We start from the raw sequence: 26,728 nt of genomic DNA, 5'->3' as shown, positions 1-26,728 counted from the left end.
GCTCAGCGGGTCCGCACCACGCAGGTCTCCGACCACGTGTCGTGCAGGCCGCGCCGGTGCGCACCGTCGACGACGGCGCTGCCGGCGATGACCAGCCAGGCGAGGGCGCCGACCGACTGGATGCCGGGCACGAGCGCTCCCACCAGGCAGACCGAGCTCGCCGCGGTGCGCACCGCCAGCTGCTCGCGGGTCAGCCGGCCGTGCTCCTGCCAGGGCCGCACCCCCACGCCGACGGCCCGCTGGCCCCAGGTCGCGCCGTGCGCGGACAGGGTCGTCCAGTGGTAGACCCAGAAGACCAGCAGGGGCGTGAGCCCGGTGAGCCAGTCCTGGACGGCCGACGAGCCGTCGAACGCAGCCCCCAGGAGCCTGCCGAGCGGCCACGCGATCACCGCGACGATGAAGAGGTCGAGCACGAAGGCGGTCATCCGCGGCCCGAAGTCAGCCAGGGCCACCCCGTAAGGAGTGACCGGCACCTCGGGGCTGCGCCTCGGCACCGGCGGGGCGGGCAGGGCAGGGACGGCGGGGCCGGGCTGGTCGGTCGCGGCGGGGACCACGGGCGTGTGCCGCGCCGGGTCGCCGGGCGCGGGCACCTCGAGCCGGTCGTGCAGGTCGTCGGGCATCGAGAGCCGGGTGTGCGCCGTCCACTGCACGCCGTTCCACCAGCGCTCCGCGGCCGGGTGCGGCACCGTCGGGTCGGCGTACCACCCCTCCGGGGTCTCTCCCGCGATCATCGAAACCACCTCTCTCCCAGGCACCGCCGTCGCGGCGCCTGGCCCCCTCCGCGTCGTCGCGGGTGTCCGCCGCCCGGGCGAGCACGGCGCCATTGTGGCGGACCCGGACGGTCTGCGCCGCGGACCCGGTGGAGACGTGGAACACATCATTGTGGTTATTGTTCTGGAATGAACTTTCGATCGATGACCTCTGGTATCGGCCTCGCGGCCGCCGCGCTCGTCCTCGCCGGGTGCGCGAGCGACACCGAGACCACGACCACCGAGTCGGGCGTCGAGCTGGTCGAGGACGGCGTGCTCACCATCTGCACGCACCTGCCCTACGAGCCGTTCGAGTTCACCGAGGGCGGCGAGGTCGTCGGCTTCGACATCGACGTGCTCGACATCGCCGCCCAGGCCGAGGGCCTCGACACCAAGGTCGTCGACACCTCGTGGGAGACCATCGTCTCCGGCGAGGCGCTCAACACCGGTCAGTGCGACGTCGCCGCCGGCGCCATGTCGATCACCGACGAGCGCGAGGCCGTGATGGACTTCAGCGAGCCGTACTTCGAGGCCAAGCAGGCCCTGCTGATGAAGTCGGGCGCGGGCTACGAGTCCCTCGAGGACCTGGCCGGCAAGACCATCGCGGTGCAGGACGCCACCACCGGCGCCGAGTTCACCCGGGAGAACGCACCCGAGGACGCCAAGATCATCTCCTTCGAGGACTCCGCGCTGATGCAGCAGGCGGTCAAGACCGGCAAGGCGGACGCCGGGGTCAACGACAACGGCCTGCTCAACTACTTCGCCAGCCAGAACCCCGACGTCGAGGTGGGCACCGAGTTCGAGACCGGTGACGTCTACGGCTTCTCGGTGAAGAAGGACGGCAACGACGAGCTGATCTCGGTGATCGACGACGCCATCGCCAGCGACGAGTACGACGCGGCGTACGAGAAGTGGTTCGGCACCTCCGCCTCCTGAGCCACCCGCGCGAGTCCTGACGTCCGACCGAGCAGGAAGATCCAGCATGGCCAGTCCCCGACAGCGCGCCGCGAGGTGGCGCCTGGTCCAGTACGCCGTCCTCGTGGCCGTGATCGCCGCCCTGGCCTACGTCGCCGACTGGGGGCAGCTCCAGCGGGCGTTCTTCAACTGGGAGCTCGTCAAGGAGCAGTTCCCCCGGGTGATCACCATCGCCCTGAAGAACACGCTCATCTACACCGCGTGCGGCTTCGCGTTCGGCCTGGTGCTGGGCCTGGTGCTGGCGCTGATGCGGCTCTCCAGCGTGGGCCCCTACCGGTGGATCGCCACGCTGGTGATCGAGATCTTCCGTGGGCTGCCGGCCCTGGTCGTCTTCATCGCGCTCAGCGTGGGCTTCCCGCTGGCCTTCCCCGGCCGGGAGATCCCGTTCGGCAACCTCGGCATCGTCACCCTGGCACTCGGCCTGGTCGGCGGCGCCTACATGGCCGAGACGATCCGGGCCGGCATCCAGGCCGTCCCCAAGGGCCAGATGGAGGCCGCGAGGACGCTCGGGATGTCGCACTCGCGGGCGATGATCAGCGTGGTCGTCCCCCAGGCGTTCCGGATCATCCTGCCGCCCCTGACCAACGAGCTGATCCTGCTCACCAAGGACTCCTCGCTGGTCTACATCCTCGGGCTGGCGCTCACCGACTACGAGCTCACCAAGTTCGGCCGGGAGAGCATGAACAGTGCCGCGAACCTGACGCCGATCGTGGTGATCGGGCTCTGCTACCTGCTGATCACCATCCCGCTGTCCATCGTCGTACGCCGCATGGAGAGCCGTGCGGAGAGGGCCCGCTGATGACCGACCCGACCGTCACCCCGTCCGTCGACGACCGCAACGCGGCCGCGATCGACGTCCAGGACCTGCACAAGTACTTCGGGGAGAACGAGGTGCTCAAGGGCATCGACTTCCACGTCGGCCACGGGCAGGTGGTCTGCGTGATCGGGCCCAGCGGCTCGGGCAAGTCGACGCTGCTGCGCTGCGTCAACATGCTCGAGACACCGACCAGCGGCCGGATCTTCGTCGAGGGCGAGGAGATCACCGACCCGGACGCCGACGTGGACAAGCTGCGGGCCCGGATCGGGATGGTCTTCCAGCAGTTCAACCTGTTCCCGCACATGAGCGTGCTGCGCAACCTGACCATCGCCCAGGAGAAGGTGGCCGGGCGGAAGAAGGACGAGGCGGTCGCGATCGCCCGCGCCAACCTGGAGAAGGTCGGGCTGGCCGACCGGGAGAAGGCGTACCCCGCCCACCTCTCCGGCGGCCAGCAGCAGCGGGTCGCGATCGCCCGGGCACTCTCCATGCAACCGGACATGATGCTCTTCGACGAGCCGACCTCCGCGCTGGACCCCGAGCTGGTGGGTGACGTGCTGGCGGTGATGAAGGACCTGGCCACCGAGGGGATGACGATGATGGTGGTCACCCACGAGATGGGGTTCGCGCGCGAGGTGGGCGACAAGCTCGTCTTCATGGACGGCGGGGTGATCGTCGAGGAGGGCCTCCCGTCCGAGGTGCTGGCCGCGCCGCAGCACGAGCGCACCCGGGCGTTCCTGTCCAAGGTCCTCTGAAGTCGGTCACCCGACCGCTCAGCCGAACCAGGCCGACGCGGTCCGAGTGACGGCAGCGGTCAGGTCGGTGATCACCGGCGACTCCAGCCGCCAGTGCTGCCAGAAGAGCGGGACGTCGACGTGCCGCCCGGGGGCCAGCTCGACCAGCCGGCCGGTGGCGAGGTCGCGGGCGGCGTGGCTCTCCAGCACCATCCCCCAGCCCATCCCCCGCCGGACCGCCGAGTCGAACTCGTTGACCGACGGGATGTAGGTCGCCGGCGGGGTCAGCCGGCGACGGGTCACCTTCCGCAGGAAGTCGTGCTGGAGCGTGTCGGAGCGGTCGAAGGCGATCATCGGCGCCCGCTCGAGGGCGGCCGCCGTGGCTCCGTCGGGCAGGTGGTCGCGCACCCACCGGGGGGTGGCAGCCGCCAGGTAGCGCATCCGGCCCAGCTGGACCACCCGGCAGCCCGGCACCGGCCGGGGGTCCGAGGTGACCGCCGCCATCACGTCCCCGCGGCGCAGCCGCTCGGCTGTCCGGGTCTGGTCCTCGCGCAGCAGCTCGAAGGTCACCCGGTGCTGGCCCTGCACCTCCACCAGGGCGTCGATCAGCCAGGTGTGCAGCGCGTCGGCGTTCACCGCCAGGGGCACCGCGGCGTACGGCGCCTCCTCGTCGTCGTCCACCTCGGTCAGCTCGGCGACCGCCTCGCGCTCCAGGAGCTCGGTCTGGGCGGCCAGCCGGACCAGGACCTGGCCCGCCTCGGTGGTCTCCAGCGGCTTGACCCGGTGCAGCAGCACCCGGCCCACCCGCGCCTCCAGCGCCTTGATCCGCTGGCTCACCGCCGAGGGGGTGACGTGCAGCTCACGGGCGGCTGCCTCGAAGGTGCCGGCGCGGACGGCGGCAGCCAAAGTGCGGAGTGCGACGGGGTCCATCTGGGTGAGGTCTTTCACACAAGACATTCTAATGATTGCCCAGAATCGTTCGCTGGCGTTATGACTTCACGGTGCCTAGCGTTTGGTCACGTGCTGAACGTCGTCCTTGCCGGCCTGCTGACCGGCCTCGCCCTCATCGTCGCCATCGGCGCGCAGAACGCCTTCGTCCTGCGCCAGGGGATCCGCGGGGAGCAGGTGCTCCCGATCGTGGTCACCTGCCTGGTCTCCGACGTCGTCGCGATCACCGCCGGCGTCGCCGGGCTCGGCATCGTGCTCGAGCGGTGGCCGGGCGTGCTGCCGGTCGCGCAGGTCCTGGGAGCGGTCTACCTGATCGGGTTCGGCCTGCACGCCGCGATGCGGGCATGGCGACCCAAGGGCCTGGACTCCGGCACCGGGACCTCGATGACCTGGCAGCGCGCGGTGCTCACCACGCTGGCCCTGACCTGGCTCAACCCGCACTTCTACCTCGACGCCGTGCTGATGCTCGGCACGGTGGCCAACAGCTTCGGCGCAGACCGCTGGTGGTTCCTGCTGGGCACCCTGGTCGCGAGCACCGGGTGGTTCTTCGGCCTGGGGTACGGCGCCCGACTGCTCCGCGGACTCTTCGCCCGCCCGTCCGCCTGGCGCGTCCTGGACTCCGCCATCGCCGTGGTGATGGGCTCCCTCGGGGTGGGGCTGCTCCTGCACTAGGAACACCCCGGCGACCGAGCCCACGTCCCTCCCGCGCGGGCTCGGTCCCCACGGGGCCTCACAGGTTGCCGCGCGCCTCCTGCTCCCGCTCGATCGCCTGGAAGAGGGCCTTGAAGTTGCCCTTGCCGAAGCCCAGCGACCCGTGCCGCTCGATGAGCTCGTAGAAGACAGTGGGCCGGTCCCCGATCGGCTTGGTGAAGATCTGCAGCAGGTAGCCGTCCTCGTCGCGGTCGACCAGGATGCCGCGCCGCTTCAGCTCCTCGATCGGCACCCGCACCTCGCCGATCCGAGCACGCAGCTCCGGGTCGTCGTAGTAGGAGTCGGGGGTGTCGAGGAACTCGACCCCGTGGTCGCGCAGCACGTCGACCGAGCGGAGGATGTCGGAGGTGGCCAGGGCGATGTGCTGGCAGCCGGCACCGTCGTAGAACTCCAGGTACTCGTCGATCTGCGACCTCTTCTTCGCGATCGCCGGCTCGTTGAGCGGGAACTTCACCCGGTGGTTGCCGCTGGCGACCACCTTCGACATCAGCGCCGAGTAGTCGGTGGCGATGTCGTCGCCGATGAACTCGGCCATGTTCGTGAAGCCCATGACCTGCTGGTAGAACTCCACCCACTCGTCCATCCGGCCGAGCTCCACGTTGCCCACGCAGTGGTCGACGGCCTGGAAGAGCCGGCGGGGGCGCCCCTCCCCGCGGGCGACGGTCGAACGGCGTGCCACGAACCCGGGAAGGTACGGGCCGTCGTAGCGGGAGCGGTCGACCAGCGTGTGCCGGGTCTCGCCGTACGTCGCGATCGCCGCCATCCGCACCGTGCCGTGCTCGTCGGTCAGGTCGTAGGGCTCGTCGAGGATCGTCGCACCCACCGAACGCGCGTGCTCGATGCAGCGGTCCACGTCGGGCACCTCCAGCGCCAGGTCGACGACGCCGTCGCCGTGCTTGCGGTGGTGCTCCAGCAAGGGGCTGTCGGGAGTCACTCCCCCGGCGAAGACGAACCGTGCCGAGCCCGAGCGCAGCACGAAGACCTTGGCGTCCCGCAGACCCGTCTCCGGCCCCCGGTACGCCTCCAGCTCCATCCCGAAGACCAGCTGGTAGAAGGTCGCGGTCTGGGTCGCGTTGCCGACCACGAAGCAGATCGCGTCCATCCCCGTGACCGGGAACGGGTCGCGCGAGGGGTCGTACTCCACCAGCCCGACGAGCTGCCTGAGCTGGTCCAGCGAGAGATCGGCACGCAGCTCGTCCGCGGTCAGAGCAGCACCGGTGGACGGCTGGGGCCGGGTGGGCGTCGAGGGGGTCTGTGTCATGGCTCACAGACTGTCTCCGATGCGCAAGGTGTGCAATCGTCCTCCAACAGGGTGGACAAGTTGCTCGAACCGGAGGCTCTCGATGGACGCGTTGGACCGCAGGTTGCTCGATCTCTTCTCGGAGGACCCGAGGATCGGCGTCCTCGAGGCGTCGCGTCGACTCGCGGTGGCGCGAGGCACGGTCCAGGCGCGGCTGGACCGGCTCGCCCGGACCGGCGTGATCACCGACTGGGCGCCCCGGCTCTCCCCCGCCGCGCTGGGCTACCCGGTCACTGCCTTCCTCACCCTGGAGATCCGCCAGGGCTCAGGACACCAGGCGGTCGCCACACACCTGGCCGCGATCGCGGAGGTCCTGGAGGTGCACACCATCACCGGCGCCGGGGACCTGTGGGCGCGGGTGGTGGCCCGGTCGAACGCCGACCTGCAACGGGTGATCGACCTGGTGCTGGACGACGCGGCGATCGTGCGCTGCGCCACCGTGATCTCCCTGACCGAGCAGGTCGGGCACCGGGTGCTCCCGCTCGCCCGCGCCGCCGCGGCGCCGCAGGAGCCGCCCGAACCGCCGGCCTGACGAGCGGCTCGAACCGCCGACCGGGCTGCGTACGTCGGCTCAGACCAGGCGGGAGGCGATCTCGCGGGCAGCCGCGACCACCCGGGGCGCCACCACCGACTCGTCCACCGGCCGCCCGAGGGTGACGATGCCGACCGAGGCGTCGAGGCCCTGCACCCCCCGGATCGGCGCGGCCAGGCCGTGCGCCCCCGACTGCAGCTCGCCCTGGCTGACCACGTAGTCGCGGTCGGACTCGCGGCGCCCCAGCAGGATCGCGCGGCCGGCCGCCCCCTGGTCGAGCGGGTGCCTGGAGCCCACCCGGAAGGCGACGTGGAAGTCGGTCCACGACGGCTCGACGACCGCCAGGGCGAGCGCCTCGTCCCCGTCGGCGACCGTGAGGTGTGCCGTGCAGCCGACGGTCTCGGCGAGCTGGCGCAGCACCGGGACCGCGAGGTCGCGCAGCACCGGCTGCACCGCGGAGGCCACGTGCAGCACGCCCAGCCCGACCTGGAGCCGCCCGTGCGGGCCACGGCGGACCAGCGCGTGCTGCTCGAGGGTGGAGACCAGCCGGTAGACGACGGTGCGGTTGACCTCCAGCCGGACCGCCAGCTCGGTCACGGTGAGCCCGTCGGGCTCTCCCGCCAAGGTGGACAGCACCCGGATGCCCCGGTCCAGGGTCTGTGACGTCTCAGCGGCCATTTTTTGAGTGTAGGCCGATCAGGACGACTTGCGGACCGCCCAATTCCTCAACGTGTCGATCCGAGCGTGCAGCTGCTCCGCGGTGGCCACCGCTGCGGCGGGCCCGCCGCACTCCTTGCGCAGCGCCGCGTGGGTCACCCCGTGGGGCTGCCCGGTGCGGTGGTACCAGGAGGCGACCAGGCCGTTGAGCTCGCGGCGCAGCACCGCGAGCTGCTCGTGCGTCGACAGCGCGGCGACCGACTCCTCTGCCTCCCGGCGCGGTGCGGCCGCCTTCTGCCGGGCCGCGCGCTCGCTCTGGCGCGAGTGCAGCAGCTCGCGCACCTGGTCGGGCTCGAGCAGGCCGGGGATGCCGAGGAAGTCCATCTCCTCCTCCGAGCCCACGTGCACCTCGCCGGAGTGGCCGAACTCGCCGCCGTCGTAGAGCACGCGGTCGAACGAGGCCGTCGACCCCACCGCCTCGAACGTCCCCTCCAGGTCGTCGGAGGCGCCCTCCGAGGCCTGGGCCTGGGCGAGCAGGTCGTTCTCGGCGGCGAAGATGTCGCCGTCGTCGTTCACCTTGCGGCCCAGCACGTGGTCCCGCTCGACCTCCATCTCGGAGGCGAAGCCCAGCAGGTTGGGCACCGAGGGCAGGAAGACCGACGCGGTCTCGCCGCGCTTGCGGGCCCGGACGAAGCGGCCGACGGCCTGGGCGAAGAACAGCGGCGTCGAGGTGCGGGTCGCCCAGACCCCGACCGCGAGCCGGGGGACGTCGACCCCCTCGGAGACCATCCGCACCGCGACCATCCAGCGGTCCTCGGACTCGGAGAACTTCGAGATCTTCTTCGACGACAGCTTCTCGTCGGAGAGGACCACCGTGGGCGACTCGCCGCAGATCCCGCGCAGGATCTTCGCGTAGGCGCGCGCGCTCTCCTGGTCCGAGGCGATCACCAGGCCACCGGCGTCGGGCATGTGCCGGCGTACCTCGGTGAGCCGGGTGTCGGCTGCCTCGAGCACCGACGGCATCCACGAGCCGGCGGGGTCCAGCGCCGTACGCAGCGCCTGGGCGTGCATGTCCTTGGTCAACGGCTCGCCCAGCCGGGCGGTGATCTCGTCGCCCATCCGGGTGCGCCACTGCATCTCACCCGAGTAGGCCATGAAGAGCACGGGGCGGACCACGTGGTCGGCCAGCGCCTGGGCGTAGCCGTAGGTGTAGTCGGCGGCCGAGCGCGGGATGCCGTCCGGCCCGGGCGCGTAGGTGACGAACGGGATCGGGTTCACGTCGGAGCGGAACGGCGTACCGGTCAGCGCGAGGCGCCGGGTGGCGGGGTCGAAGGCCTCGCGCACCCCCTCGCCCCAGGCCAGCGCGTCGCCGGCGTGGTGCACCTCGTCGAGGATCACCAGGGTCTTGAACCGCTCGGTGCGGATCCGCATCGCGAGCGGGTTGACCGCCACCCCGGCGTAGGTGACGGCGATCCCGAGGTAGTCCTTGGAGGTGCGGCCCTTGCCGGCGGCGTACGTCGGGTCGATCGGGATGCCCGCCCGCTGCGCGGCCTCGGCCCACTGGACCTTGAGGTGCTCGGTCGGGGCGACGATCGTCACCCGGTCGACGATCCGCCGGCTGAGCAGCTCGGCGGCGACGGTGAGTGCGAAGGTCGTCTTGCCGGCCCCCGGGGTCGCCACCGCGAGGAAGTCGCGGGGCTGCTCCTCGAAGTACTTCGTCATGGCGGCCGCCTGCCACGCGCGCAGGGATCCCGCGGTGCCCCACGCGGCACGCTCCGGCCAGGCCGGGGAGAGCGCAGGAGTGACGGGGCCGGTCTCTGCCCGGTCACTCACGCGTCGTTGCCCCCCGAACCGGGACCTTTCCCTCCCCCGCCGGGCTTGAGGGAGTCCCAGATCTCCTTGCACTCCGGGCACACCGGGTACTTCTCCGGGGCACGGCTGGGCACCCAGACCTTGCCGCACAGCGCGATCACGGGGGTGCCCATGACCATGGCCTCGGTGAGCTTGTCCTTGGGCACGTAGTGGGAGAACCGCTCGTGGTCACCGTCGTCGGTGGGGACGGTGCGAGTGTCCTCGACGGTCGAGGCTCCGGGCGAGAATCCGATCTGGGTCATGGTCCGGTCAGTCTAGGTCAGTTGAGGGCAGGATCGTCAGGCCGCGTGGAGTGCCAGGCCAGCTCGCCGGGCTGCCGACGCAGCACGTCCCGCCTGAGCGTCTCCGGGTCCACGCGGAAGACGTCGCGTTCGTCACCCGGGACGACGTACCAGTCGCCCCGGGCCACCTCGCCGCGCAGCTGCTGGGCGCCCCAGCCGGCGTACCCGGCGAAGACCCGGAGCCCGGAGAGCGACCCGCTGACGAGCTCGAGGGGGGCGTCGAGGTCGACGATGCCGAGCACCGTGCCCTGGTTGACCCAGACCGCGCGGAAGCCCACGGGCTCGTCCGCCGGGTCGGCCAGCTGGGCGACCGCCAGCGCCCCCTCCACCCCCACGGGTCCCCCGTGGAAGAGCACCTCCGGCTCGGTGGCCACCTCGCCCCACTCCCCCAGCACCTCGGAGACCAGCACCGGCGACGGGCGGTTGAGCACCACGCCCAGGGCACCGTCGGCGTCCACGTCGAGCATCAGCACCACGGTGTCGGCGAAGTTCGGATCGGTCATCCCCGGCGTCGCGACCAGCAGCGAGCCGGCCCTGACCGTGCGCTCGCGCTCCGCGTCCTGCTCGGCGTCACCCATGTCTCCATCATGGGGCACGTCAGGGAGAAGACGACAGCCCCGGCCCGGCGCTCAGGGAGGGAGGGAGGTGCGGTGCCTTGGGAGAGACCGCGGCGCAGGGACGGGGCTGTCTGGCTCATCGGGGGACGGACCCGAAGGTCCTTGAGCACGCTTTAAACGTACGTCGGCATACCGCTGGTATGCAAACGTTCAATGAGTGACTCTCCGCACAACCGCGCGTGGGGAGCCGCACTCCCTAGACTGCCGGGATGACCGAGCTCAGGACGCCACGGGTGGCGCGACGGCAGGACTACTCCGCGGCCACGCGCCGAGACCTCCTCGGGGCCGCCGAGCGGCTCTTCACCGAGCAGGGGTACGCCGCCACCTCCCTGGACGCGATCGTCGCCGACGCCTCGGTCACCAAGGGCGCGCTGTACCACCACTTCAGCAGCAAGCAGGCGGTCTTCGAGGCCGTCTTCACCCAGATCGACGAGGAGTCGGCCCGGCTGATCCACCGCTCCGTCGACGCCGAGGAGGACCCGTGGGCCCAGGCCGGCGCCGGGCTGCGGGTCTTCCTCCAGACCGTCCGCGACCCCGGCTACCGCCGGATCGTCGTCCAGGACGGACCGGCCGTGCTGAGCCCCGAGCGGCTGCGCGAGGAGGCACGGCCGACCTTCGCGCTGGTCGAGGGGATCCTGCGCAACATCCTGGGCTCGGGCTCCTGGGAGGTCGACGACGAGGTGCTGCGCACCTTCGCCCGGCTCTTCTTCGGCGCGCTCAACACGGCCGGAGCCGGCGTGGCCACCAGTGAGCACCCCGAGACAGACGCCGCGAGGGCCGAGCAGGTGATCGGCCTGATGCTGGCCTCGATCCGCCAGCTGGTCGAGTCGGGCGCACCGCTGTCCGAGATCACCAGGACGGTGCTGCCCCGACCCCCGTCCCGCTAGCGCGAGAAGGTCACCGCGCCGGTGCCCTGGGGGACCAGCTCGACCCAGGTGCGCCCACGGGGCACCGGGATCTCCTCGCCGCCGGCCTCCAGCTTCAGCTGGCCCTTCAGCCCGGACTTGGACCAGGTCGCGTTGACCACGCGGCCACGGTGGAAGAGCTGGGCGGGGCCGGAGCCCTCGAAGATCGTCTCCGGCACGAAGCTGCCGGCCGGGTCGAGGTAGCCGGCGTCGCCGACCCGGACCCGGAGGACCAGCACGGTGTCCGCGACGAACTCGTCGCCGGCACCGGCGTACCCGTTGACGTTGCGGTAGCGGCCGTTGTCGAACTGCCAGCTGGTGGTGTGCCGGCCGAAGTTCGCGTTGAGGGTCGTCGCCTTCCTGCCCTTGGGCAGGTCGGAACGCTCCCCGAAGGTGAAGTAGTCGGCGGGGCGCGCCTTGGCGCCGGCTGCGACGCCGGCCACCTCGCCGGGTCGCGCCATCAGGTTGTACGGCGCGTAGCGGCTGCTCTCGCGGAACAGGCCCTTGGCCCCCTCCTCGTAGAAGGTGATGCCCGCGCCGCTGATCCGGTTCTTGGTCACCGGCGCCGCGCCACTGGTGATCACCTGGGCCTTGACCGGGGTGACGATGCCGATGTCGCTGGCCCGCATCGAGCGGACCGGACCGGCCACGTCGGGCAGCTGGCTGTAGAAGAAGGCAGCCAGCCGGGTGGTGCCGCCCTCGACCAGCTCCTCGACCACCATGTCGGCCTTGCCGAGTCCCAGCTGGGGGGCGGCGCTGGCGGTGTTGTCGATCTTGGTCACCAGCACCGGGTGCTTCGTGGCCGCCGAGTCGCCGTCGGCCACGGGGAGCCCGGTCAGCGGCCAGGTCTCCGGCTCGGCCTGCTCGGCGGGCGCCTGGGACGCGGGACTCTCCGCCGGGGTGGAGGAGGTGGACTCCTCGCCTCCGCCACACCCGGCCAGGAGCAGGGCAGCGGTGAGGAGGGAAGCGGTGAGGGCAGGGGCGCGACGCACAGGAACTCCGATCGTGGTGCTGGTATCCCGCTCAGTCTGCGGGTGCCCGGAGGCACAGCGCCGCAGGACGCGCGGAACGGGCCGAGACACCCGCACCTCCACCGTAGTCGGCGGGGCCACGGGTGCCTCGGCCCCCTCAGCGCCAGATCAGCGCAAGCTCAGCGCGGGATCAGCGGACCGTGCCGGCGAACCAGCTCGAGGTCCAGGGCGCGGCGGTCTGCACCGGCGTGCCCGGGCGGGAGGCGTGCACCATCAGCGGGGTGCCGCCCTTGCCGCGACCGGCGAAGATGCCCACGTGGTAGACCCCGCCGCCGTTGGCGAAGAACATCAGGTCGCCGGGCTTCATCGCGGCCTTGGAGATCCGACGGGTGTGCGCGGCCTGGGCGCCGGAGGTCCGGGGCATGCCCTTGAACCCGGCGCGGTGGTAGGCGTACTGGACCAGGCCGGAGCAGTCGAAGGCGTTCGGGCCGGTGGCGCCGTACACGTAGGCGTCGCCGCGCTGGGCCAGGGCGACGTTCTTGGCCCGGCCGATCTGGCGGATCTTCGACCACTTGGCCCTGCGGGCCGCGACCCGGGCCCGCTTGGCGCGCAGGGCCTTGCGCTTGGCGATCCGCGCCTTGCGCTTGGCGATGCGCGCCTTGCGCTGGGCGGCCCGGCCCTTGGCGGCGGTGTCGGCGGCGTTGGTCTCCGCCGAGGTGGGCGTGGCCGGGGTCTCGGTCTGCGGGAGCGTCTGGGGGGCGGCGTGGGCCACCGGCGTCGCGGCCGGAGCGGCGAGGCCGAGCCCGGTGACGAGTCCGAGCATGAGGGTGGCGGTGAGGGCGCGGGTGGTGTGAGGGCGCGCAGAGGTGTGACGTGCGAAGACAGGCATGGTGGAGCGAGTTCCTTTCCCACGCCTGTGAGGTGAGCTGTCGGGTTGGAGCTGGAAAGTGCTCCGCCACCAGAGGTGACTTCACCCCGAGCCGTCCGCGGACGGCGAGAAACCTGGGTCCCCCACTCCTGCCCATGCATGGATGTTGCGGTGCTCCATCCGGGAGGGCAGGACTCGGCGTACCCGGGGAACTCTTGACTTGTCGGTCGATCTCTCGACCCCCCGAGTCAGGCACATGACCCTGGGTCAACGCAAAACGGGGAGACCCGGCCACGCCTGGGGCGTGAGCCAAGTCTCCCCGTCAGGGAGCCTGAAGTGAATCAGCTCACCAGCTTGGCGCCACCGTCGACGTAGAGCGTCTGACCGGTGATGTACGACGCCTCGTCGCTGGCCAGGAAGGTCACGGCCGCGGCGATGTCCTCGGGGAAACCGACCCGGCGGACGGGGTTGTTCTTGGCGTTGAGCTCGCGGAACTCCTCCACGCCCAGGCCCAGGCGGGCGGCGGTCGCGTCGGTCATCTCGGTGGCGATGAAGCCCGGCGCCACGGCGTTGGTGTTGATGCCGAAGGGGCTCAGCTCGATGCCCAGGGTCCGGGTGAGGCCCTGGACGCCCATCTTGGCCGCCGAGTAGTTGGCCTGGCCCCGGTTGCCGAGCGCGGAGACGCTGGAGAGGTTGACGATCTTCCCGTACTTCTGGTCCACGAAGTGCTTCTGCGCGGCCTTGGTCATCAGGAAGGCGCCCTTGAGGTGCACGCCCATGACCAGGTCCCAGTCCTGCTCGGTCATCTTGAACAGCAGGTTGTCGCGGGTGATCCCGGCGTTGTTGACGAGGATGTGGATGCCGCCGAGCTCGCTCACGACCCGCTCGACCGCGACCTCGACCGAGGCGGCGTCGCTGACGTCCGCGCCGATCCCGACGGCCTTGGCCTGGCCGACCGTCTCCAGGCGGCCCGCGGCCTCGGCGGCCGCGGCCTCGTCGAGGTCGATGATGGCCACGCTGGCCCCCTCGGCGGCGAAGCGCTGGGCGGTGCCGAAGCCGATGCCTCGTGCTGCTCCGGTGATGACTGCGACGCGACCGTCGAAACGACCCATGTCAGGTGACCTCCTCGGGGTGTGCGAGGCCGGTCCCCGCTCCGGGTGGTCACTCTAGGCGCTGCGCACGGCCCTGGCTCTGGGCGGTCCGCCCACCATCGGCGGCCGCCTCGTCGCCGAGATCACCGCGTGCGCTGATCCGGTCCCGGGTCAGAGCACCGCGCGCAGCCGCTCGCCGTACGCGGCCCGCTCGGCGTCGTCGGCGTACTTCGTACGGGGCCAGAAGAACCCCCGCAGGCCGTCGCCCTTCGTCCGCGGCACCACGTGCAGGTGCAGGTGCGCCACCGACTGGCTGACCACGTTGTTCATCGCCACGAAGGACCCCTGGGCGCCGAGCCCGTCAACGACCGCGGTGGCCAGCCGCTGGGCCTGGGCCAGGAAGCCGTCGCGCAGTTCCGCGGGCAGGTCGGGGAGGGTGATCACGTGCCGCCGCGGCACGAGCAGGACGTGGCCCTTGAAGACCGGCCGTACGTCGAGGAACGCGACGTGGTCCTCGGTGCGCAGCACCACCTCGGCTTCCGCGTCGCCGGCGACGATGGTGCAGAACAGGCAGCCCGGCTCGGCGGCCAGTGCTTCGTCCCCGGTGCTCACGTGCACACTCCCCCGCACCGGTCCCCGGCGAGCACGGCGGCCAGCCGCCCGGTGGCGCCGGCGGCGTCGAAGTGGTGGTTGTCCTGGCGCCCGTAGGTCCAGCGGAACCCGTGGCGGCGCATCAGCGCCACCACCGGGTGGCTCGGGGAGCGCCAGGCGACGCGGGCGTGCGAGCGCGACGCCCACCAGGTGTTGGGCACGATCCCGGCGCGACTTCGGTACGGGTTCTCCCAGGGGTTGATGTCCACCGAGCGTCCCCACGAGTGCGGCGACCGGACCCGGGGGTTGCCGACCACCTGGCGGCAGTTGAACGCCGAGGTGTTCCCCGCGGCCATCGACGCGTAGTCGTCGGCGCCCCGCAGTCGCGGGGACCAGCCGAACCGGTCGACCCGGTACATCGAACGGATCGGCATCCGCCGCTCGTGCCACTCGGTGAACGCGCTCACCACCTGGCCGGTGATCCCGGCGTTGACCACCAGCTCGCCGCGGCGCCGGTAGCCGTCGAAGTCGTAGTAGTTGAGCTGGACCAGCCGCAGCCCGGCCCGGCCGACGGGGCAGCCGGGGCGCCACGAGCGGCCCACCATCTGCCGCCACACGCCGTCGGGGATCTCCCGGACCACCGCGTGCACCCCCGGGCCGGTCGCCCGTGGCTGCGGAGGCAGGGAGATCCGCGGCCGGGGCGCGGCACGGGGCAGCCGCACCGGGACACCTGGCGGGAGGTTGCGCAGGGTCAGCACCCGGCTCCGGGTCCCCGAGAGCCAGGACTGGTCACCGACGACCGCGCGCCACCGGAAGGTCGCGCGCGGACGCACCTCGACCGACGCTGACCCGTCGGCCGCGGTCTCCACCTGCTGCACCGTGCGCCAAGGCTGCGCGCGCCGCTGGGCCGGGGTCATCCGCTCGCCCGGGCGGGCCACCAGCCGGCGCTGCAGCTGCACCGGGCCCGCCACCGGCGCGCCTCGGGCGGTGGTCCACTCCACCCGCAGCGTCGCCGTCTGCTCGTCCACCACGCGCCTCGGGCCGCGCAGGCGCAGCCTGCTCTCCCGCGGCACCAGGGTGAGCGCGTGCTCGGCGGAGACCGCAGCCGGGTGCGTCGCGTCCCCGGCGTACGTCGCCCGCAGCCGGTTGTCGTCCGGGGTCCGGGCCACCGGGAGCGCGAAGGTGGTCACCCCGGCCGCGTCGGTCACCACGTCGGCCGCCCTGACCCACGACCCCGAGCCGACCCGCTCGATCGTCACCGGCGCGTTCGCCAGGCCGAGCCCGTCGACCCCGGTGGCGGTGAGCGTCACCGAGGTGAGGTCGTCGGCGAGGCCGGGTGCGCTCGTGAGGGTGAGCAGCACGCCGCTCGCGGAGCCGCGTACGGCGAGGGAGTCGCGAGCCGTGCTGCCAGGGGCTGCCGAGGAGGCTGCGGGCGCGACGGGCAGGCCGGCCAGCACCGCCGCCGTACCGAGGAGGGAGACGAGCAGTGCACGCATGCCCGCATGTTCACACACCGCGACGACGCGGGCGCCCGCCAGGCTCGGCGGCTCAGAGCAGCGGTCCGGGCCAGGGGGTGCTGCGGCCCATGTCCAGCGCCCGCTGGAGCACGAACGGGTCGGCCTGGTTGTAGAGCCAGGGCCGACCGAACCAGACGAAGCCGTCCACGTAGCGCGCGGCCACCCGGCGGTCCTGCGCCGGCAGTCCCCAGCGCCGGGCCGCGACCCGGACGGTCGGCGGGATGCCCAGCGTCACGCAGCGCTTCATCCGCCGGCTCGTGCAGGTGCGGGCGTTGTCGGTGAGGTCGTGCTTGGTGGCCGGCACCATGTCCAGCCAGCGGGTGGGTCGCCCGCTCTTGGCCGTGTCGATGATGAAGTGCTTCTTCCCGTAGCCCCAGCGCTTGAGGAGCTTGACGATCTCGTGGCCGTGCCGGATGTTGTCGCCCGGTCCGGTGTAGTGGGTGGAGTCGAGCGCGAAGCCGCGGGCGTGCTCGATGCCGGTGCGCTTGAGGATCTGGGCGCACCGCCGGGGGTCGTTGCCGCGGTCGTTCTCGCACCAGTCGGCCGCGCCTGCGTCGAGGTAGACCTCGGTGTTCGGCAGCGCGCTGAGCGTGCGCGTGGCCTCGCTCAGCAGCCGGGACTTCTTGCCCCGGTCCGGCACGCACCACAGGAACGGGCCGTCCGGCTGCATCACCACCAGGGTGGGGGTGGCGCCGATCCCGCGCGCCAGGTTGTCGATCCAGGTGCGGTAGCTCTGCCGCTCCGCCGGGGTCGAGGGCCGGGTGCAGGCCTCGTGCTCCCAGGGCTGCATCCGGAAGACCGCGATCTGCACGAGCCGCTCGGGGTCCCCCTGCTGGGAGGCGGCGATGTAGTCCCGCGCCCGGGACTCGATCTGGTCGTCGGGCACGTGCGTGCCGTACCACTTGGTCCGCGGTCGCAGGGCGATCTTCCCGACCAGCCGCCGCTCGGTGCCGGTGGTCGCCTGGAACGGGGCCCAGACCTGGTCCTGCGGTCCCTGGTAGACGCCCCACACCCGCCCGGCGAGCGGGTTGCGCCGGTTCTCCGGGTACGCCGGCTCCGCGGCCTGCCAGACCTCGCGACGCGGCGCCGGGCGGGCCGCTCGCGCGGCGCCGTCCTGGGCGCCCGACTGGTCCGCCGGCCGGGAGACCGGGCCGTCCTGGTCCGAGGCGGACGCGGCGGTCAGGGGGCCGAGCACGGCAACGAGCAGGGCGACGGCAAGCGCGAGCACGGGGCCCGCCCCCCACCGAGCGAGGCGGGGCGAGGGGCCGGAGGCGACCGGCGGGCGGGATCGAGACAGCACGCGTCACGCTAACCGCGCAGCGCGTCCCGCGTCACGGGAAGTACCGAGGACGCCGCCAGGCGCGGCAGCCGGCGTGCGACGATGCGCCGGACGCCGCGGAGCGGCCCACGGGCGGGAGGACGACCATGCACCAGACGCGAGCCGACGCGGGCACCCCGACGGACGCGCCGGGCAACCCGGCAGGAACGGCCCCGGGCACCGACTCGGGGACCATGGCCGCGGCCGAGCGGTGGTTCCTCGACCACGGCCTGCCCTACTTCGTCGACGACGTGCGCGCCCGGGTCGCCGGCGGCCTGCGCCGCCCCCGCCTGGTCGGGGTCGCGGTCGTCGCGGTGCTGCTCGCCGCGGTCGCCGGAGCGATCACGCTGCCACTCTCGGACCGGTACGTCGCCGCCTCGGCCGCGCTGACCACCCTCGGGGTGGTGGTGGCCGGCTACGCGCTGGCCACGCTGCGGGTGTGGCTGTGGCTGCGCTGGGCGACCGGCAAGACGTTCTCCTCCCTCGGGCTGATGGTGCCGCTCGTGGCCCGGGCGCTGCCGATGCTCATGCTCTTCATCACCTTCCTGTTCATCAACGCCGAGGTGTGGCAGGTCGCCGCCCGGCTCTCCGGCGGCGTGATGTGGGCGGCGGTCCTCGGCTTCGCCGCCGCCGCAGTGGGCTTCCTCCTGTTCAAGCTGCCCGAGGAGGTGGACTCCTTCACCGAGCAGCTCGACCCCGACGGCATCGAGAGCGCGTGCGCCGGCACCCCGTTCGCCGCGTGGTCGGCCCAGGTGGGGCGCGCCGCGGACGTGAGCGTCCCCTCGCGGCTCGAGCGGGCCAACCTGGTGCTGGTGCTGCTGGCCTCGCAGGCCGTCCAGGTGCTGCTCCTCAGCGTCGCGGTCTTCGCCTTCTTCCTGGGCTTCGGCGTGGTCGCCATCCCGGACGAGGTCGCCACCAGCTGGGTCGGGGTGGAGCCGACCCGGGCCGTCGGGGCGCTGACCTGGGAGCTTGTCCGGGTCTCGGTCTTCCTCGCGGCCTTCTCCGGCCTCTACTTCGCCGTCTACGCGGTCACCGACGAGACCTACCGGCGTCAGTTCTTCACCGGCATCACCGACGACCTGGGCAAGGCGCTCTCCACCCGCTGCGCCTACCGAGCCGTGCGCGACCACGCCCACGCTCAGGCCGACGGCTGACGGTCGCACCGGCCCCGCCGCGCCCACCCGCGTGGCGCCGGTGTGGTGCTCGTCTGGTGCTGGTGTGTGGTGCTGGTGTGGCGCTCGTCTCGACCGCTTGAACGGGGGCGCCTCGGCCCTCACGATTGCCCGATGCCCTACGTCTCCCGCATCCTCACCGGCGAGGACTGGATGTCCCTGCGCGAGATCCGCCTGCGTGCGCTCGCCGACTCCCCCGACGCCTTCCAGGCCAGTCTGCAGCAGTCCAGCGAGGACCCCGAGGACGCCTGGCGGGCCCGGGCCGACCAGGCCGGCCCGACGCTGCTGATCCTCGACGGCGAGCACCCGGTCGCGATGGGCGGGGCGCTGGCCTACCCCGAGTCGCGGACCGCGTGGCTGTGGGGCATCTGGACCGCACCCGAGGCGCGGGGCCAGGGCCTGAGCCGGCGCGTGGTGAGCGAGCTCGTCGAGTGGTGCCGGGCGCACTCCCTCGACGTCCACCTGCACGTCACCGACGGCAACGACCCGGCCCGGTCGGTCTACGAGTCGCACGGCTTCGAGCCGACCGGCGAGCGGGTGCCGCTGCGCGAGGGCTCTCCGCTGCAGATGCAGACCATGCGGCTGCGCACCGCCAGCTGAGACGGCGCGTCCCCGTCCCCTGGCTACCCTGGCCAGGGTGCAGACGTTCCTCCCGTACGCCGACTTCGAGGCGTCCGCGCGCGTCCTGGACGTGAGGCGTCTGGGCAAGCAGCGGGTGGAGACGCTGCAGGTCGTCCGGGCGCTGACCCGCACCGACTACGGCTGGGGCAACCACCCCGCGGTGCTGATGTGGCGCGGGCACGAGGAGGCGCTGGGCCGGTACGGCCTCGTCTGCTGCGAGGTGTGGACCCGGCTCGGCTTCGCCGACACCTGCGCCGCAACCATCGCCGACGACCTCGCCGCGGCCGGCGTGACCCGGGTGCGCACCCAGGCCGAGCTCGCGGGGGCGGGCGAGCTGCCGTCCTGGCTCGGTGAGGAGGCACTGCACCTGAGCCACCGGTCGGCGCTGGTGCGCAAGGACCCCGAGCACTACCGGGCGCTCTTCCCCGGCGTGCCCGACGACCTGCCCTACGTCTGGCCGGTCCGCTCCCCCGCGGTGCTGGAGCGTGAGCGCCGGCGCGCCGAGCGCGCCGCCGCCCGCTCCCGGGGCTGACCGGCCGAGCCCGGAACCACCCAGTCCGGAACGACCGAGCCCCGGCCACCCGCACTGCGGGCGACCGGGGCTCGGGCTCAGGCCCTCAGGCCTTCAGGTGCTCAGGTGCTCAGACCAGGTCGAAGCGGTCGAGCTCCATCACCTTGGTCCAGGCGGCGACGAAGTCGCGCACGAACTTCTCCTGCGCGTCGTCGCTGGCGTAGACCTCGGCCAGCGCACGCAGCTGCGAGTTCGACCCGAAGATCAGGTCGACCGCGGTGGCCGTCCACTTCAGCTCACCGGAGGAGAGGTCGCGGATCTCGAAGACGCCCTCCTCGGACTCCGACGCCTTCCACTGCGTGCCGGGGGCCAGCAGGTTGGCGAAGAAGTCGTTGCTGAGCACGCCGGGACGCTCGGTGAAGACGCCGTGCTGCGCGCCTCCGTAGTTGTTGCCGAGCGAGCGCAGGCCGCCGACCAGGACGGTCATCTCGGGCGCCGTCAGGTCGAGCATGTACGCGCGCTCGACCAGCAGGGTCTCCGGCTCCCGCTTCGAGCCCGGGCGCAGGTAGTTGCGGAACCCGTCGAACTTCGGCTCGAGCACCCGGAAGGAGTCGACGTCGGTCTGCTCCTGGGTGGCGTCGGTGCGGCCCGGGTGGAACGGCACGGTGATCTCCACGCCCGCGTCCTTGGCGGCCTTCTCCACCCCGGCGTTGCCGGCGAGCACGATCAGGTCGGCCAGCGAGACCTGGGCCCCGCCCTGGCCGTTGAACTCGGAGCGGATCTCCTCGAGCTTGCCGAGCACCTTGGCCAGCTGCTCCGGCTGGTTGACCTCCCAGCCGCGCTGCGGCTCGAGGCGGATCCGCGCACCGTTGGCGCCACCGCGCTTGTCGGTGGACCGGAAGGTCGCGGCCGAGGCCCACGCGGTGGAGACCAGCTCGGCGACCGAGAGGCCGGAGTCGAGCACCTTGGCCTTGAGCGCGGCCACGTCGGCGTCGCCGATCAGCTCGCCCTCGACGGCCGGCACCGGGTCCTGCCACAGCTGCGGCTCGGGCACCCAGGGGCCGAGGTAGCGCGAGACCGGACCCATGTCGCGGTGGAGCAGCTTGTACCAGGCCTTGGCGAAGGCGAGGCGGAACTCCTCCGGGTTCTCCTTGAACCGTCGCGAGATCTTGTCGTACTCCGGGTCGAAGCGCAGCGCCAGGTCGGAGGTGAGCATCCGCGGCTCGCGGCGCTCGTCGCCCTCGTGAGCACCCGGCACCATGTCGGAGCCGGCGCCGTCCTTCGGCCGCCACTGGTACGCGCCGGCCGGGGACTTGAAGAGCTCCCAGTCGTAGGCGTACAGGATGTGGAAGAACTCGTTGTCCCAGCGGGTCGGGTGGTAGGTCCAGGTGACCTCGAGGCCGGAGGTGATGGTGTCCCCGCCCTTGCCGGAGCCGAACTCGCTCTTCCAGCCCAGGCCCTGCTGCTCCAGCGGAGCGCCCTCGGGCTCGGGGCCGACCAGGTCGGCGTCGCCGGCACCGTGGGTCTTGCCGAAGGTGTGACCACCGGCGATCAGCGCGACGGTCTCCTCGTCGTTCATCGCCATCCGGGCGAAGGTGGCGCGGATGTCGCGGGCCGAGGCCAGCGGGTCGGGGTTGCCGTTGGGGCCCTCGGGGTTGACGTAGATGAGACCCATCTGGACCGCGCCGAGGACCTCGTCGAGCTCCCGCTCGCCGGTGTAGCGCTCGTCGCCGAGCCAGGTGTCCTCGGGGCCCCAGAAGATCTCCTCGGGCTCCCACACGTCCTCACGGCCGAAGGCGAAGCCGAAGTGCTCGAAGCCCATGTCCTCCATCGCGACCGTGCCGGCGAGCACCAGCAGGTCGGCCCAGGAGATCTTCTGGCCGTACTTCTTCTTGATCGGCCAGAGCAGGCGACGGGCCTTGTCGAGGTTGGCGTTGTCGGGCCAGCTGTTGAGCGGCGCGAACCGCTGGCCGCCATCGCCGGCGCCACCACGGCCGTCGTAGATCCGGTAGGTGCCGGCCGCGTGCCAGCTCATCCGGATGAACAGGCCGCCGTAGTGGCCGAAGTCGGCCGGCCACCAGTCCTGCGAGGAGTGCATCAGCTCGACGAGGTCCGCCTTGAGCGCCTCGAGGTCGAGCTTCTCGAACTCCTTGCGGTAGTCGAAGTCCTCGTCCAGCGGGTTGACCTTGGTGGAGTGGGCGTGCAGGACCGAGAGGTCCAGCATGTTCGGCCACCAGTCCTTGAGGCCGTGCGGGCGGCCGCCGGTCTTGGGCTGGGGCGAGTCGATCGCCGGGTTCTCGCTCTCGCTGCCGTGCGCAGCCGCCGAGTCGTGCATGACCGGGCACCCGGCCTCGGCCTTGCGGTCCACCCCCTGGGGGCTCTGCGGGGTGTTCTCTTCCTGGCTCATCTGCTTCCTTCCGGCTGGCGTTGGGTGTGCGTGGTGGCGGACGCGCACGCGGGACAGGTGCCCCAGTACACGACCTCCGCCTCGTCGACCACGAAGCCGTGGTCGTCGGAGGCGGTGAGACACGGGGCGTGACCGACGGCGCACTCGACGTCGGCGATCGCCCCGCAGCTGCGGCAGACCACGTGGTGGTGGTTGTCACCGACCCGGGCCTCGTAGCGCGCGTTGGCCCCGGCCGGCTGGATCCGCCGCAGCAGTCCGGCGTCGGTCAGGGCCTTGAGCACGTCGTACACCGCTTGGTGCGAGACCGTCCCGAGGTCCTCGCGGACCAGGTTGAGAACGGCGTCCGTGTCCAGGTGGGGGTGCTGGTGGACCGCGCTCAGCACCGCGATCCGCGGTCTGGTGACGCGCAGCGACGCGGTGCGCAGCGAGGCCTCGAAATCAGGCGTCTGCATGGGTCTCAGCATGGTTCCTTTTCTTGAACAAGTCAAGATTGGGAGTGTCGGCCGGCGGCCCGCCTCCCGCCGTCAGGCGACCGTGAGGGCCACCTCGATGTTGCCGCGGGTGGCGTTGGAGTAGGGGCAGACCTGGTGGGCCTGCTCGACCAGCTTCTCGGCGTCCTCCCGGGAGACCTGGGGCAGCGTCACCTCCAGGGCCACGGCCAGCAGGAAGCCGCCGTTCCCGTTGTCGCCGATCGAGACGTCCGCGACCACCTCGGACTCCGAGACGTCGGCCTGGGCCTGTTGGGCGACCAGGCGGAGCGCGGAGTGGAAGCATGCGGCATACCCGGCGGCGAAGAGCTGCTCGGGGTTCGTCGCGCCGCCCGGGCCGCCCATCTCCTTCGGGATGCGCACGTCGGTGACCAGCAGGCCGTCCGTGGTCTCGACGTGTCCGTTACGGCCGTCCCCGGTGGCGACGGCACTGGCTGTGTAGAGAGGAGTCATACGCCCCACGATAGGGACGCGCCCCTCGCGCACAACCCCTGCGAGCAACCCCGGCACCACTCCTGCGCACGGCTGGCACTCCGTGCTCCTCCTCCGTGTGCGGAGTCCGACACACGACTGTTCGACGCCCGCCCGGTTGGAAACGCGGGCGTCACCTGAGCACGACCTCCGGCGAAACCACCGCTACCTAGCGTCCCGTGCACCAGTCGGACCCGCGGCCGCAGGCCCGGGCAATCTCGGAGGTCAACTTGTCACAGACACGTCGCGCATTCCTGCGCAGCGTCGGCGTCGCCGGCGGAGCGGGAGTCATGTTCCAGACAATGGGAGCCCTGGGCCTCGCGCCGGCCGCACATGCGGAGACTCCCCCGTTCACCCCGCTCGACCGGGAGGCGCTCCACCGCCGGGGCCGCAAGTCGGTCGTCGTCCTGGGCGGCGGGATCGCCGGCCTGACCACGGCGTACGAGCTGCTCAAGGGCGGCTACTCGGTCACCGTCCTGGAGGGCCGGAACCGGCCCGGCGGGCGCAACTGGACGGTGCGCGGCGGCGACTCCTACACCGACCTCAAGGGCCGCTCGCAGCGCGCCCGGTTCTCCCGCGGCCAGTACATGAACGCCGGCCCCGGGCGGATCCCGCAGATGCACGTCACGCTCGACTACTGCAAGGAGCTGGGCGTCCCGATCGAGGTCTTCACCAACCAGAACGCCGACGCGTTCCTCTACCGTGAGGGTGTCCCGGGGGCCCTCAACGGCGTGCCCGTGCGGCAGCGGGCGATCAAGGCGGACGCCTACGGCTACACCGCCGAGCTGCTGGCGAAGGCGACCAGCCAGGGGGCGCTCGACGCCGAGCTGACCGCAGAGGACAAGGAGGCGCTGATCTCCTACCTGCGCAGCTTCGGGGCGATCAACTCGGCCAACGAGTACGTCGGCGGCGGACGCCGCGGCTACGACCCCGAGCCGGGCGCGCACCTGGAGGCCGGCACCCCGCTCCCCCAGTACGACGTCTCCGACGTCTTCCGCTCCACCCTGGGCAACTACTTCTCCTTCGAGATGGGCTTCGACCAGGCGATGATGATGTACCAGCCGGTCGGGGGCATGGACCGGATCGCCTACGCGCTGGCCGACGCCGTCGGCTCGCGCAACGTGCGCTACAACGCCGAGGTCGTCGAGTACAAGAACACCACCACGGGCGTGGAGGTCCTGTACCGCGGCCTGGGCGGGACCCGGAAGATCACCGCCGACTTCGCGGTCAACACCATGCCGCCGCACATCGCCGCCCGGATCCCGAGCAACCTGCCCGCCGAGGTGGTCACCGCGCTGGGGTCGGTCAGCAAGACCAACGCGGGCAAGATCGGCATCGAGTACGAGCGCCGGTGGTGGGAGGAGGACTTCCGCATCTACGGCGGCATCACCAACGCCAACACCAACCTCGCCAACGTCTGGCACCCGTCGTACGACTACCACGGCAAGCGCGGCACGATGATCGGCTACTACAACACCGGCACCAACGCGAACTTCTACGGGGCGCTCACCCCCGCCGAGCGGTTCACCGAGGCGATCGCCCAGGGCAAGAAGATCTTCGGCGACGTGTACGGCGAGAAGGTCGCGGCGCACTTCAGCCAGGACTGGGCGTCGTCCAAGTTCTCCGAGGCCGCCTGGGTGGGCTGGCCCAGCGCCGTCGGCGGCCAGACGGGCGCCGGCTACCGGAGCCTGCTCGGCGCGACGCAGAACATCTACTTCGCCGGCGACCACCTCAGCCACGCCATCGCCTGGCAGCACGGGGCCATGACCTCGGCCCGCACGACCGTCCAGCAGATCCACGAGAGGGTGACCGCCTGATGCGCACGACGATGAGCCACCGCACGAAGATGATCCTCGCGGCCGTGGTGACGGCCGCCCTGGTCGCACCGCCCGCCGCGGTCGCCGGAAGCAGGTACTGGGAGCCCAAGAAGGACGAGACCGTCTCGATCCTGCCCGCAGGTCAGGACAACCCGATGATCGCCGAGGGCGTGGCGATCGGGAAGGACGTCGCGCTCTACAAGACCAGCGGCCTGGGCCCCGGCGGGCTCAACACCGCGGCGCCCGCGGGGTCGCAGGAGCGCTACATCGACCCGGTCGACCTGGTCGGCGGCGCTCTCCCGCCGGGTGTGACGATCACCGAGGCGCAGGGCCTCAACGTGCTGCGCCGGATCGGGGAGAACCTCGCCAAGGTGGGCCTGAGCTACGACGACGTGATCACCATGCGGGTCTTCCTGCAGAACCCGGCGGGCGAGGAGAAGATGGACTTCGCCGGCTGGAACCGGGCCTACCGCCAGTTCTTCGCCAACACCAGCCTGTCGACCGGCAAGCCGGTGCCCGTCCCGCTGGGCACCGCGGCACCGGCCGCCCCGATGGTGACCAACCCGGCCCGCCCCTCGCGGTTCGCGCTGGAGATCGAGAACCTGCCGGTCAACGGGTGGCTGGTCGAGGTCGAGGTCGACGCCGCCTTCCCGGACAAGAAGAAGCGGTGATGGCGGGCCTGGGCAGCACCGAGCTGCTGATCCTGCTGGCGGTCTTCGTGCTCCTCTTCGGAGCGCGCAAGCTGCCGGAGCTCGCGCGCGGCACCGGTCAGGCGCTGCGGATCCTCCGGGACGAGACACGCTCGGAGGAGCCGGACGCGCTCGAGACCGTGGAGCAGCCGGAAGGCACCTCGCGCCCCGCCCCGCCCGTGGCTCAGTCCACGGGCGCCAGCGGTCTGGGCGCCAGCGGCTCGCCCGTGTAGTCGCTCAGGGCGACCAGCAGCTCGGCTTGGAACTCGTGGTCAAGGACGGCCGGCGCCGGCTCCTCGCGCGCCTCGTGGCGCCAGTAGCCGCCGGAGGTCATGGCCTCGGGCGAGCTGCTGGTCGCCAGCCACACCTGGGTGCGGTGCCCGAGCCGCAGGTCGTCGGGCGCCGAGGGACCGCCCATCCGGGTGGGCACCCAGCCGGGGTCCACGGCGTTGCTCAGGACCTCGGGCCAGACCCGGGCCATGGCGACTGCGAGGGTGGTGACGAAGAGCTTGCTGTCGGGGTAGGACCCCTCCGACTCCCGGCCGCTCCAGTCCTGCCCTCGCAGCACCGGGCGTCCCGCCAGGTGCTCCTCGCTGCTGAGGTAGACCAGCCGCGACGGTCGCCAGATCAGGGCGGTCAGCAGGTACGGCGCGACCACGTTGACCGGCAGCACGTCCGGCCCGCGGTAGACCCCCGCGTTGTGGATCACCGCGTCCATGCGGCCCAGCCGGTTGACCTGCTCGGCCACGTCGCGCGTCTGGTCCGGGTCGGCCAGGTCGCCGGTCACGTGGCCGGCGCCGCGGCGTACCAGGTCCTCGACCGCTCGGAGCCGCTCGTCGTCGCGCGCGTGCACCACCACGTCGTGCCCCTCGTCCAGCAAGGCCTCGGCCGCGGCCCTCCCCAGACCCTCGGTCGAGCCGGTGATGAAGATGCGTGCCATGTCCCCAGGCTGGGCCCGCGACCACACCAGGACCAGTGCCATTCGACCTGTCCACCTCCGAAGGTGTGTCTTCTCACCCCCCGCAAATCGTGTGACACTCGCCATGTTTCACCTACCTCTTCTGTAAGAAAGAGACACCCATGCCACATGCGTCCCACCGA

General features: G+C 71.9%; 29 protein-coding genes and 1 riboswitch. Of the genes, 12 read left to right on the top strand and 17 right to left on the bottom strand.

The features are described 5' to 3' along the window. Positions 1 to 2 precede the first annotated feature (2 nt). Positions 3 to 731 (bottom strand): RDD family protein, encoded by a 729-nt coding sequence (locus H8838_RS06345; RefSeq protein ID WP_185995081.1) that lies wholly within the window; start codon positions 729 to 731, stop codon positions 3 to 5. A 168-nt stretch (positions 732 to 899) separates the two neighbouring features. On the opposite strand from H8838_RS06345, the gene H8838_RS06340 reads away from it, so the two are divergent. Genes H8838_RS06340 through H8838_RS06330 form a run of 3 tightly spaced genes read left to right on the top strand, consistent with a single transcriptional unit; the run spans position 900 to position 3,293 of the window. Next, a complete protein-coding gene (locus H8838_RS06340) occupies positions 900 to 1,685 on the top strand; it encodes a transporter substrate-binding domain-containing protein (protein ID WP_181310326.1) in 786 nt (261 codons plus the stop codon). Between the two features lie 46 nt (positions 1,686 to 1,731). Further along, positions 1,732 to 2,523, top strand: coding sequence for an amino acid ABC transporter permease (locus H8838_RS06335; protein WP_181310325.1), 792 nt, complete (start codon positions 1,732 to 1,734; stop codon positions 2,521 to 2,523). Continuing rightward, positions 2,523 to 3,293 carry an amino acid ABC transporter ATP-binding protein gene (locus H8838_RS06330; RefSeq protein ID WP_181310324.1) on the top strand — a complete coding sequence of 257 codons (771 nt, stop codon included), beginning with the start codon at positions 2,523 to 2,525 and terminating at the stop codon, positions 3,291 to 3,293. The genes H8838_RS06335 and H8838_RS06330 overlap by 1 nt, the downstream gene beginning before the upstream one ends. Before the next feature lie 18 nt (positions 3,294 to 3,311). Here the strand turns inward: H8838_RS06330 and H8838_RS06325 are convergent, their stop codons facing one another. Then, positions 3,312 to 4,220 carry a LysR family transcriptional regulator ArgP gene (locus H8838_RS06325; protein ID WP_224766426.1) on the bottom strand — a complete coding sequence of 303 codons (909 nt, stop codon included), beginning with the start codon at positions 4,218 to 4,220 and terminating at the stop codon, positions 3,312 to 3,314. A gap of 72 nt (positions 4,221 to 4,292) precedes the next feature. On the opposite strand from H8838_RS06325, the gene H8838_RS06320 reads away from it, so the two are divergent. Continuing rightward, on the top strand, positions 4,293 to 4,892 hold the full coding sequence (locus H8838_RS06320; RefSeq protein ID WP_224766425.1) for a LysE/ArgO family amino acid transporter: 600 nt from the start codon (positions 4,293 to 4,295) through the stop codon (positions 4,890 to 4,892). A 58-nt stretch (positions 4,893 to 4,950) separates the two neighbouring features. On the opposite strand, the gene hppD is transcribed toward H8838_RS06320, so the two are convergent. Then, positions 4,951 to 6,192, bottom strand: a complete 1,242-nt coding sequence (gene hppD, locus H8838_RS06315; protein WP_181310322.1) for a 4-hydroxyphenylpyruvate dioxygenase — start codon at positions 6,190 to 6,192, stop codon at positions 4,951 to 4,953. An 82-nt stretch (positions 6,193 to 6,274) separates the two neighbouring features. Between hppD and H8838_RS06310 the strand changes: the two genes are divergently transcribed. Continuing rightward, positions 6,275 to 6,763, top strand: a complete 489-nt coding sequence (locus H8838_RS06310; protein WP_181310321.1) for an Lrp/AsnC family transcriptional regulator — start codon at positions 6,275 to 6,277, stop codon at positions 6,761 to 6,763. A 39-nt stretch (positions 6,764 to 6,802) separates the two neighbouring features. On the opposite strand, the gene H8838_RS06305 is transcribed toward H8838_RS06310, so the two are convergent. The 4 genes from H8838_RS06305 to H8838_RS06290 are packed head-to-tail and all read right to left on the bottom strand — an operon-like array spanning position 6,803 to position 10,151. Beyond that, positions 6,803 to 7,441: an IclR family transcriptional regulator gene (locus H8838_RS06305; protein WP_181310320.1), complete on the bottom strand. Its 639-nt coding sequence runs from the start codon at positions 7,439 to 7,441 to the stop codon at positions 6,803 to 6,805. An 18-nt stretch (positions 7,442 to 7,459) separates the two neighbouring features. Next, positions 7,460 to 9,253 (bottom strand): DEAD/DEAH box helicase, encoded by a 1,794-nt coding sequence (locus H8838_RS06300; protein WP_181310319.1) that lies wholly within the window; start codon positions 9,251 to 9,253, stop codon positions 7,460 to 7,462. Next, positions 9,250 to 9,534, bottom strand: coding sequence for a DUF3039 domain-containing protein (locus H8838_RS06295; RefSeq protein WP_185995082.1), 285 nt, complete (start codon positions 9,532 to 9,534; stop codon positions 9,250 to 9,252). The genes H8838_RS06300 and H8838_RS06295 overlap by 4 nt, the downstream gene beginning before the upstream one ends. A 17-nt stretch (positions 9,535 to 9,551) precedes the next feature. Next, positions 9,552 to 10,151, bottom strand: coding sequence for a YqgE/AlgH family protein (locus H8838_RS06290; RefSeq protein ID WP_181310317.1), 600 nt, complete (start codon positions 10,149 to 10,151; stop codon positions 9,552 to 9,554). Positions 10,152 to 10,399: 248 nt separating this feature from the next. Here H8838_RS06290 and H8838_RS06285 point away from each other — a divergent pair, with 248 nt between their 5' ends. Next, complete coding sequence (locus tag H8838_RS06285) at positions 10,400 to 11,077, top strand: TetR/AcrR family transcriptional regulator (RefSeq protein WP_181310316.1); 678 nt, start codon at positions 10,400 to 10,402, stop codon at positions 11,075 to 11,077. Here the strand turns inward: H8838_RS06285 and H8838_RS06280 are convergent. The 6 genes from H8838_RS06280 to H8838_RS06255 all read right to left on the bottom strand — a co-directional run bounded on the left by H8838_RS06280 (position 11,074) and on the right by H8838_RS06255 (position 17,361). Next, positions 11,074 to 12,087, bottom strand: coding sequence for a DUF3048 domain-containing protein (locus H8838_RS06280; RefSeq protein ID WP_185995083.1), 1,014 nt, complete (start codon positions 12,085 to 12,087; stop codon positions 11,074 to 11,076). The genes H8838_RS06285 and H8838_RS06280 overlap by 4 nt on opposite strands. 169 nt (positions 12,088 to 12,256) lie before the next feature. Beyond that, a complete protein-coding gene (locus tag H8838_RS06275) occupies positions 12,257 to 12,955 on the bottom strand; it encodes a C40 family peptidase (protein ID WP_224766424.1) in 699 nt (232 codons plus the stop codon). A gap of 9 nt (positions 12,956 to 12,964) precedes the next feature. Beyond that, a riboswitch (cyclic di-AMP (ydaO/yuaA leader) is annotated at positions 12,965 to 13,115 on the bottom strand. 160 nt (positions 13,116 to 13,275) lie between these two features. Continuing rightward, positions 13,276 to 14,046, bottom strand: a complete 771-nt coding sequence (locus H8838_RS06270; RefSeq protein ID WP_185995084.1) for an SDR family NAD(P)-dependent oxidoreductase — start codon at positions 14,044 to 14,046, stop codon at positions 13,276 to 13,278. 150 nt (positions 14,047 to 14,196) lie between these two features. Next, positions 14,197 to 14,637: an HIT family protein gene (locus tag H8838_RS06265; RefSeq protein WP_224766423.1), complete on the bottom strand. Its 441-nt coding sequence runs from the start codon at positions 14,635 to 14,637 to the stop codon at positions 14,197 to 14,199. After that, positions 14,634 to 16,112 carry a M15 family metallopeptidase gene (locus H8838_RS06260; protein ID WP_185995085.1) on the bottom strand — a complete coding sequence of 493 codons (1,479 nt, stop codon included), beginning with the start codon at positions 16,110 to 16,112 and terminating at the stop codon, positions 14,634 to 14,636. Before H8838_RS06260 ends, H8838_RS06265 begins: the two co-directional genes overlap by 4 nt. 52 nt (positions 16,113 to 16,164) lie before the next feature. Next, a complete protein-coding gene (locus H8838_RS06255; RefSeq protein ID WP_185995086.1) occupies positions 16,165 to 17,361 on the bottom strand; it encodes a glycoside hydrolase family 6 protein in 1,197 nt (398 codons plus the stop codon). 197 nt (positions 17,362 to 17,558) lie between these two features. Here H8838_RS06255 and H8838_RS06250 point away from each other — a divergent pair, with 197 nt between their 5' ends. The 3 genes from H8838_RS06250 (at position 17,559) to H8838_RS06240 (ending at position 19,776) form a co-directional block, all read left to right on the top strand. Then, on the top strand, positions 17,559 to 18,605 hold the full coding sequence (locus H8838_RS06250) for a hypothetical protein (protein ID WP_181310311.1): 1,047 nt from the start codon (positions 17,559 to 17,561) through the stop codon (positions 18,603 to 18,605). A 132-nt stretch (positions 18,606 to 18,737) separates the two neighbouring features. Continuing rightward, on the top strand, positions 18,738 to 19,223 hold the full coding sequence (locus H8838_RS06245; RefSeq protein WP_181310310.1) for a GNAT family N-acetyltransferase: 486 nt from the start codon (positions 18,738 to 18,740) through the stop codon (positions 19,221 to 19,223). Between the two features lie 37 nt (positions 19,224 to 19,260). Next, on the top strand, positions 19,261 to 19,776 hold the full coding sequence (locus tag H8838_RS06240; RefSeq protein WP_181310309.1) for an MSMEG_6728 family protein: 516 nt from the start codon (positions 19,261 to 19,263) through the stop codon (positions 19,774 to 19,776). 109 nt (positions 19,777 to 19,885) lie between these two features. Here the strand turns inward: H8838_RS06240 and katG are convergent, their stop codons facing one another. From katG to H8838_RS06225, 3 genes are all read right to left on the bottom strand, one after another. Further along, positions 19,886 to 22,162, bottom strand: a complete 2,277-nt coding sequence (gene katG / locus H8838_RS06235; protein WP_181310308.1) for a catalase/peroxidase HPI — start codon at positions 22,160 to 22,162, stop codon at positions 19,886 to 19,888. Beyond that, on the bottom strand, positions 22,159 to 22,614 hold the full coding sequence (locus tag H8838_RS06230) for a Fur family transcriptional regulator (RefSeq protein ID WP_185995087.1): 456 nt from the start codon (positions 22,612 to 22,614) through the stop codon (positions 22,159 to 22,161). Before H8838_RS06230 ends, katG begins: the two co-directional genes overlap by 4 nt. Before the next feature lie 72 nt (positions 22,615 to 22,686). Then, a complete protein-coding gene (locus H8838_RS06225) occupies positions 22,687 to 23,112 on the bottom strand; it encodes an organic hydroperoxide resistance protein (RefSeq protein WP_317983798.1) in 426 nt (141 codons plus the stop codon). Between the two features lie 239 nt (positions 23,113 to 23,351). On the opposite strand from H8838_RS06225, the gene H8838_RS06220 reads away from it, so the two are divergent. The 3 genes from H8838_RS06220 to H8838_RS20265 are packed head-to-tail and all read left to right on the top strand — an operon-like array spanning position 23,352 to position 25,860. Beyond that, positions 23,352 to 24,938 (top strand): flavin monoamine oxidase family protein, encoded by a 1,587-nt coding sequence (locus H8838_RS06220; protein ID WP_224766422.1) that lies wholly within the window; start codon positions 23,352 to 23,354, stop codon positions 24,936 to 24,938. An 11-nt stretch (positions 24,939 to 24,949) separates the two neighbouring features. Further along, complete coding sequence (locus tag H8838_RS06215; protein WP_181310304.1) at positions 24,950 to 25,609, top strand: Rid family hydrolase; 660 nt, start codon at positions 24,950 to 24,952, stop codon at positions 25,607 to 25,609. Further along, a complete protein-coding gene (locus tag H8838_RS20265; RefSeq protein ID WP_185995089.1) occupies positions 25,609 to 25,860 on the top strand; it encodes a twin-arginine translocase TatA/TatE family subunit in 252 nt (83 codons plus the stop codon). Before H8838_RS06215 ends, H8838_RS20265 begins: the two co-directional genes overlap by 1 nt. On the opposite strand, the gene H8838_RS06205 is transcribed toward H8838_RS20265, so the two are convergent. After that, positions 25,812 to 26,567 carry an SDR family NAD(P)-dependent oxidoreductase gene (locus H8838_RS06205; RefSeq protein WP_185995090.1) on the bottom strand — a complete coding sequence of 252 codons (756 nt, stop codon included), beginning with the start codon at positions 26,565 to 26,567 and terminating at the stop codon, positions 25,812 to 25,814. The two genes, H8838_RS20265 and H8838_RS06205, sit on opposite strands and share 49 nt — an antisense overlap. Between the last annotated feature and the right edge of the window lie 161 nt (positions 26,568 to 26,728).

The organism is Nocardioides campestrisoli (assembly GCF_013624435.2).
Lineage (GTDB): Bacteria > Actinomycetota > Actinomycetes > Propionibacteriales > Nocardioidaceae > Nocardioides > Nocardioides campestrisoli.
Note: the sequence above shows the minus strand (reverse complement) of the source record. Positions and strands in the feature narration are given on the sequence as shown.

What these genes read in the sequence shown, in the direction of transcription:
- H8838_RS06345 (WP_185995081.1), bottom strand. Translation starts at nt 731, where the DNA reads ATGATCGCGGGAGAGACCCCGGAGGGGTGGTACGCCGACCCGACGGTG.
- H8838_RS06340 (WP_181310326.1), top strand. Translation starts at nt 900, where the DNA reads ATGAACTTTCGATCGATGACCTCTGGTATCGGCCTCGCGGCCGCCGCG.
- H8838_RS06335 (WP_181310325.1), top strand. Translation starts at nt 1,732, where the DNA reads ATGGCCAGTCCCCGACAGCGCGCCGCGAGGTGGCGCCTGGTCCAGTAC.
- H8838_RS06330 (WP_181310324.1), top strand. Translation starts at nt 2,523, where the DNA reads ATGACCGACCCGACCGTCACCCCGTCCGTCGACGACCGCAACGCGGCC.
- hppD (WP_181310322.1), bottom strand. Translation starts at nt 6,192, where the DNA reads ATGACACAGACCCCCTCGACGCCCACCCGGCCCCAGCCGTCCACCGGT.
- H8838_RS06310 (WP_181310321.1), top strand. Translation starts at nt 6,275, where the DNA reads ATGGACGCGTTGGACCGCAGGTTGCTCGATCTCTTCTCGGAGGACCCG.
- H8838_RS06305 (WP_181310320.1), bottom strand. Translation starts at nt 7,441, where the DNA reads ATGGCCGCTGAGACGTCACAGACCCTGGACCGGGGCATCCGGGTGCTG.
- H8838_RS06295 (WP_185995082.1), bottom strand. Translation starts at nt 9,534, where the DNA reads ATGACCCAGATCGGATTCTCGCCCGGAGCCTCGACCGTCGAGGACACT.
- H8838_RS06290 (WP_181310317.1), bottom strand. Translation starts at nt 10,151, where the DNA reads ATGGGTGACGCCGAGCAGGACGCGGAGCGCGAGCGCACGGTCAGGGCC.
- H8838_RS06285 (WP_181310316.1), top strand. Translation starts at nt 10,400, where the DNA reads ATGACCGAGCTCAGGACGCCACGGGTGGCGCGACGGCAGGACTACTCC.
- H8838_RS06275 (WP_224766424.1), bottom strand. Translation starts at nt 12,955, where the DNA reads ATGCCTGTCTTCGCACGTCACACCTCTGCGCGCCCTCACACCACCCGC.
- H8838_RS06270 (WP_185995084.1), bottom strand. Translation starts at nt 14,046, where the DNA reads ATGGGTCGTTTCGACGGTCGCGTCGCAGTCATCACCGGAGCAGCACGA.
- H8838_RS06260 (WP_185995085.1), bottom strand. Translation starts at nt 16,112, where the DNA reads ATGCGTGCACTGCTCGTCTCCCTCCTCGGTACGGCGGCGGTGCTGGCC.
- H8838_RS06250 (WP_181310311.1), top strand. Translation starts at nt 17,559, where the DNA reads ATGCACCAGACGCGAGCCGACGCGGGCACCCCGACGGACGCGCCGGGC.
- H8838_RS06245 (WP_181310310.1), top strand. Translation starts at nt 18,738, where the DNA reads ATGCCCTACGTCTCCCGCATCCTCACCGGCGAGGACTGGATGTCCCTG.
- katG (WP_181310308.1), bottom strand. Translation starts at nt 22,162, where the DNA reads ATGAGCCAGGAAGAGAACACCCCGCAGAGCCCCCAGGGGGTGGACCGC.
- H8838_RS06230 (WP_185995087.1), bottom strand. Translation starts at nt 22,614, where the DNA reads ATGCAGACGCCTGATTTCGAGGCCTCGCTGCGCACCGCGTCGCTGCGC.
- H8838_RS06215 (WP_181310304.1), top strand. Translation starts at nt 24,950, where the DNA reads ATGAGCCACCGCACGAAGATGATCCTCGCGGCCGTGGTGACGGCCGCC.
- H8838_RS20265 (WP_185995089.1), top strand. Translation starts at nt 25,609, where the DNA reads ATGGCGGGCCTGGGCAGCACCGAGCTGCTGATCCTGCTGGCGGTCTTC.
- H8838_RS06205 (WP_185995090.1), bottom strand. Translation starts at nt 26,567, where the DNA reads ATGGCACGCATCTTCATCACCGGCTCGACCGAGGGTCTGGGGAGGGCC.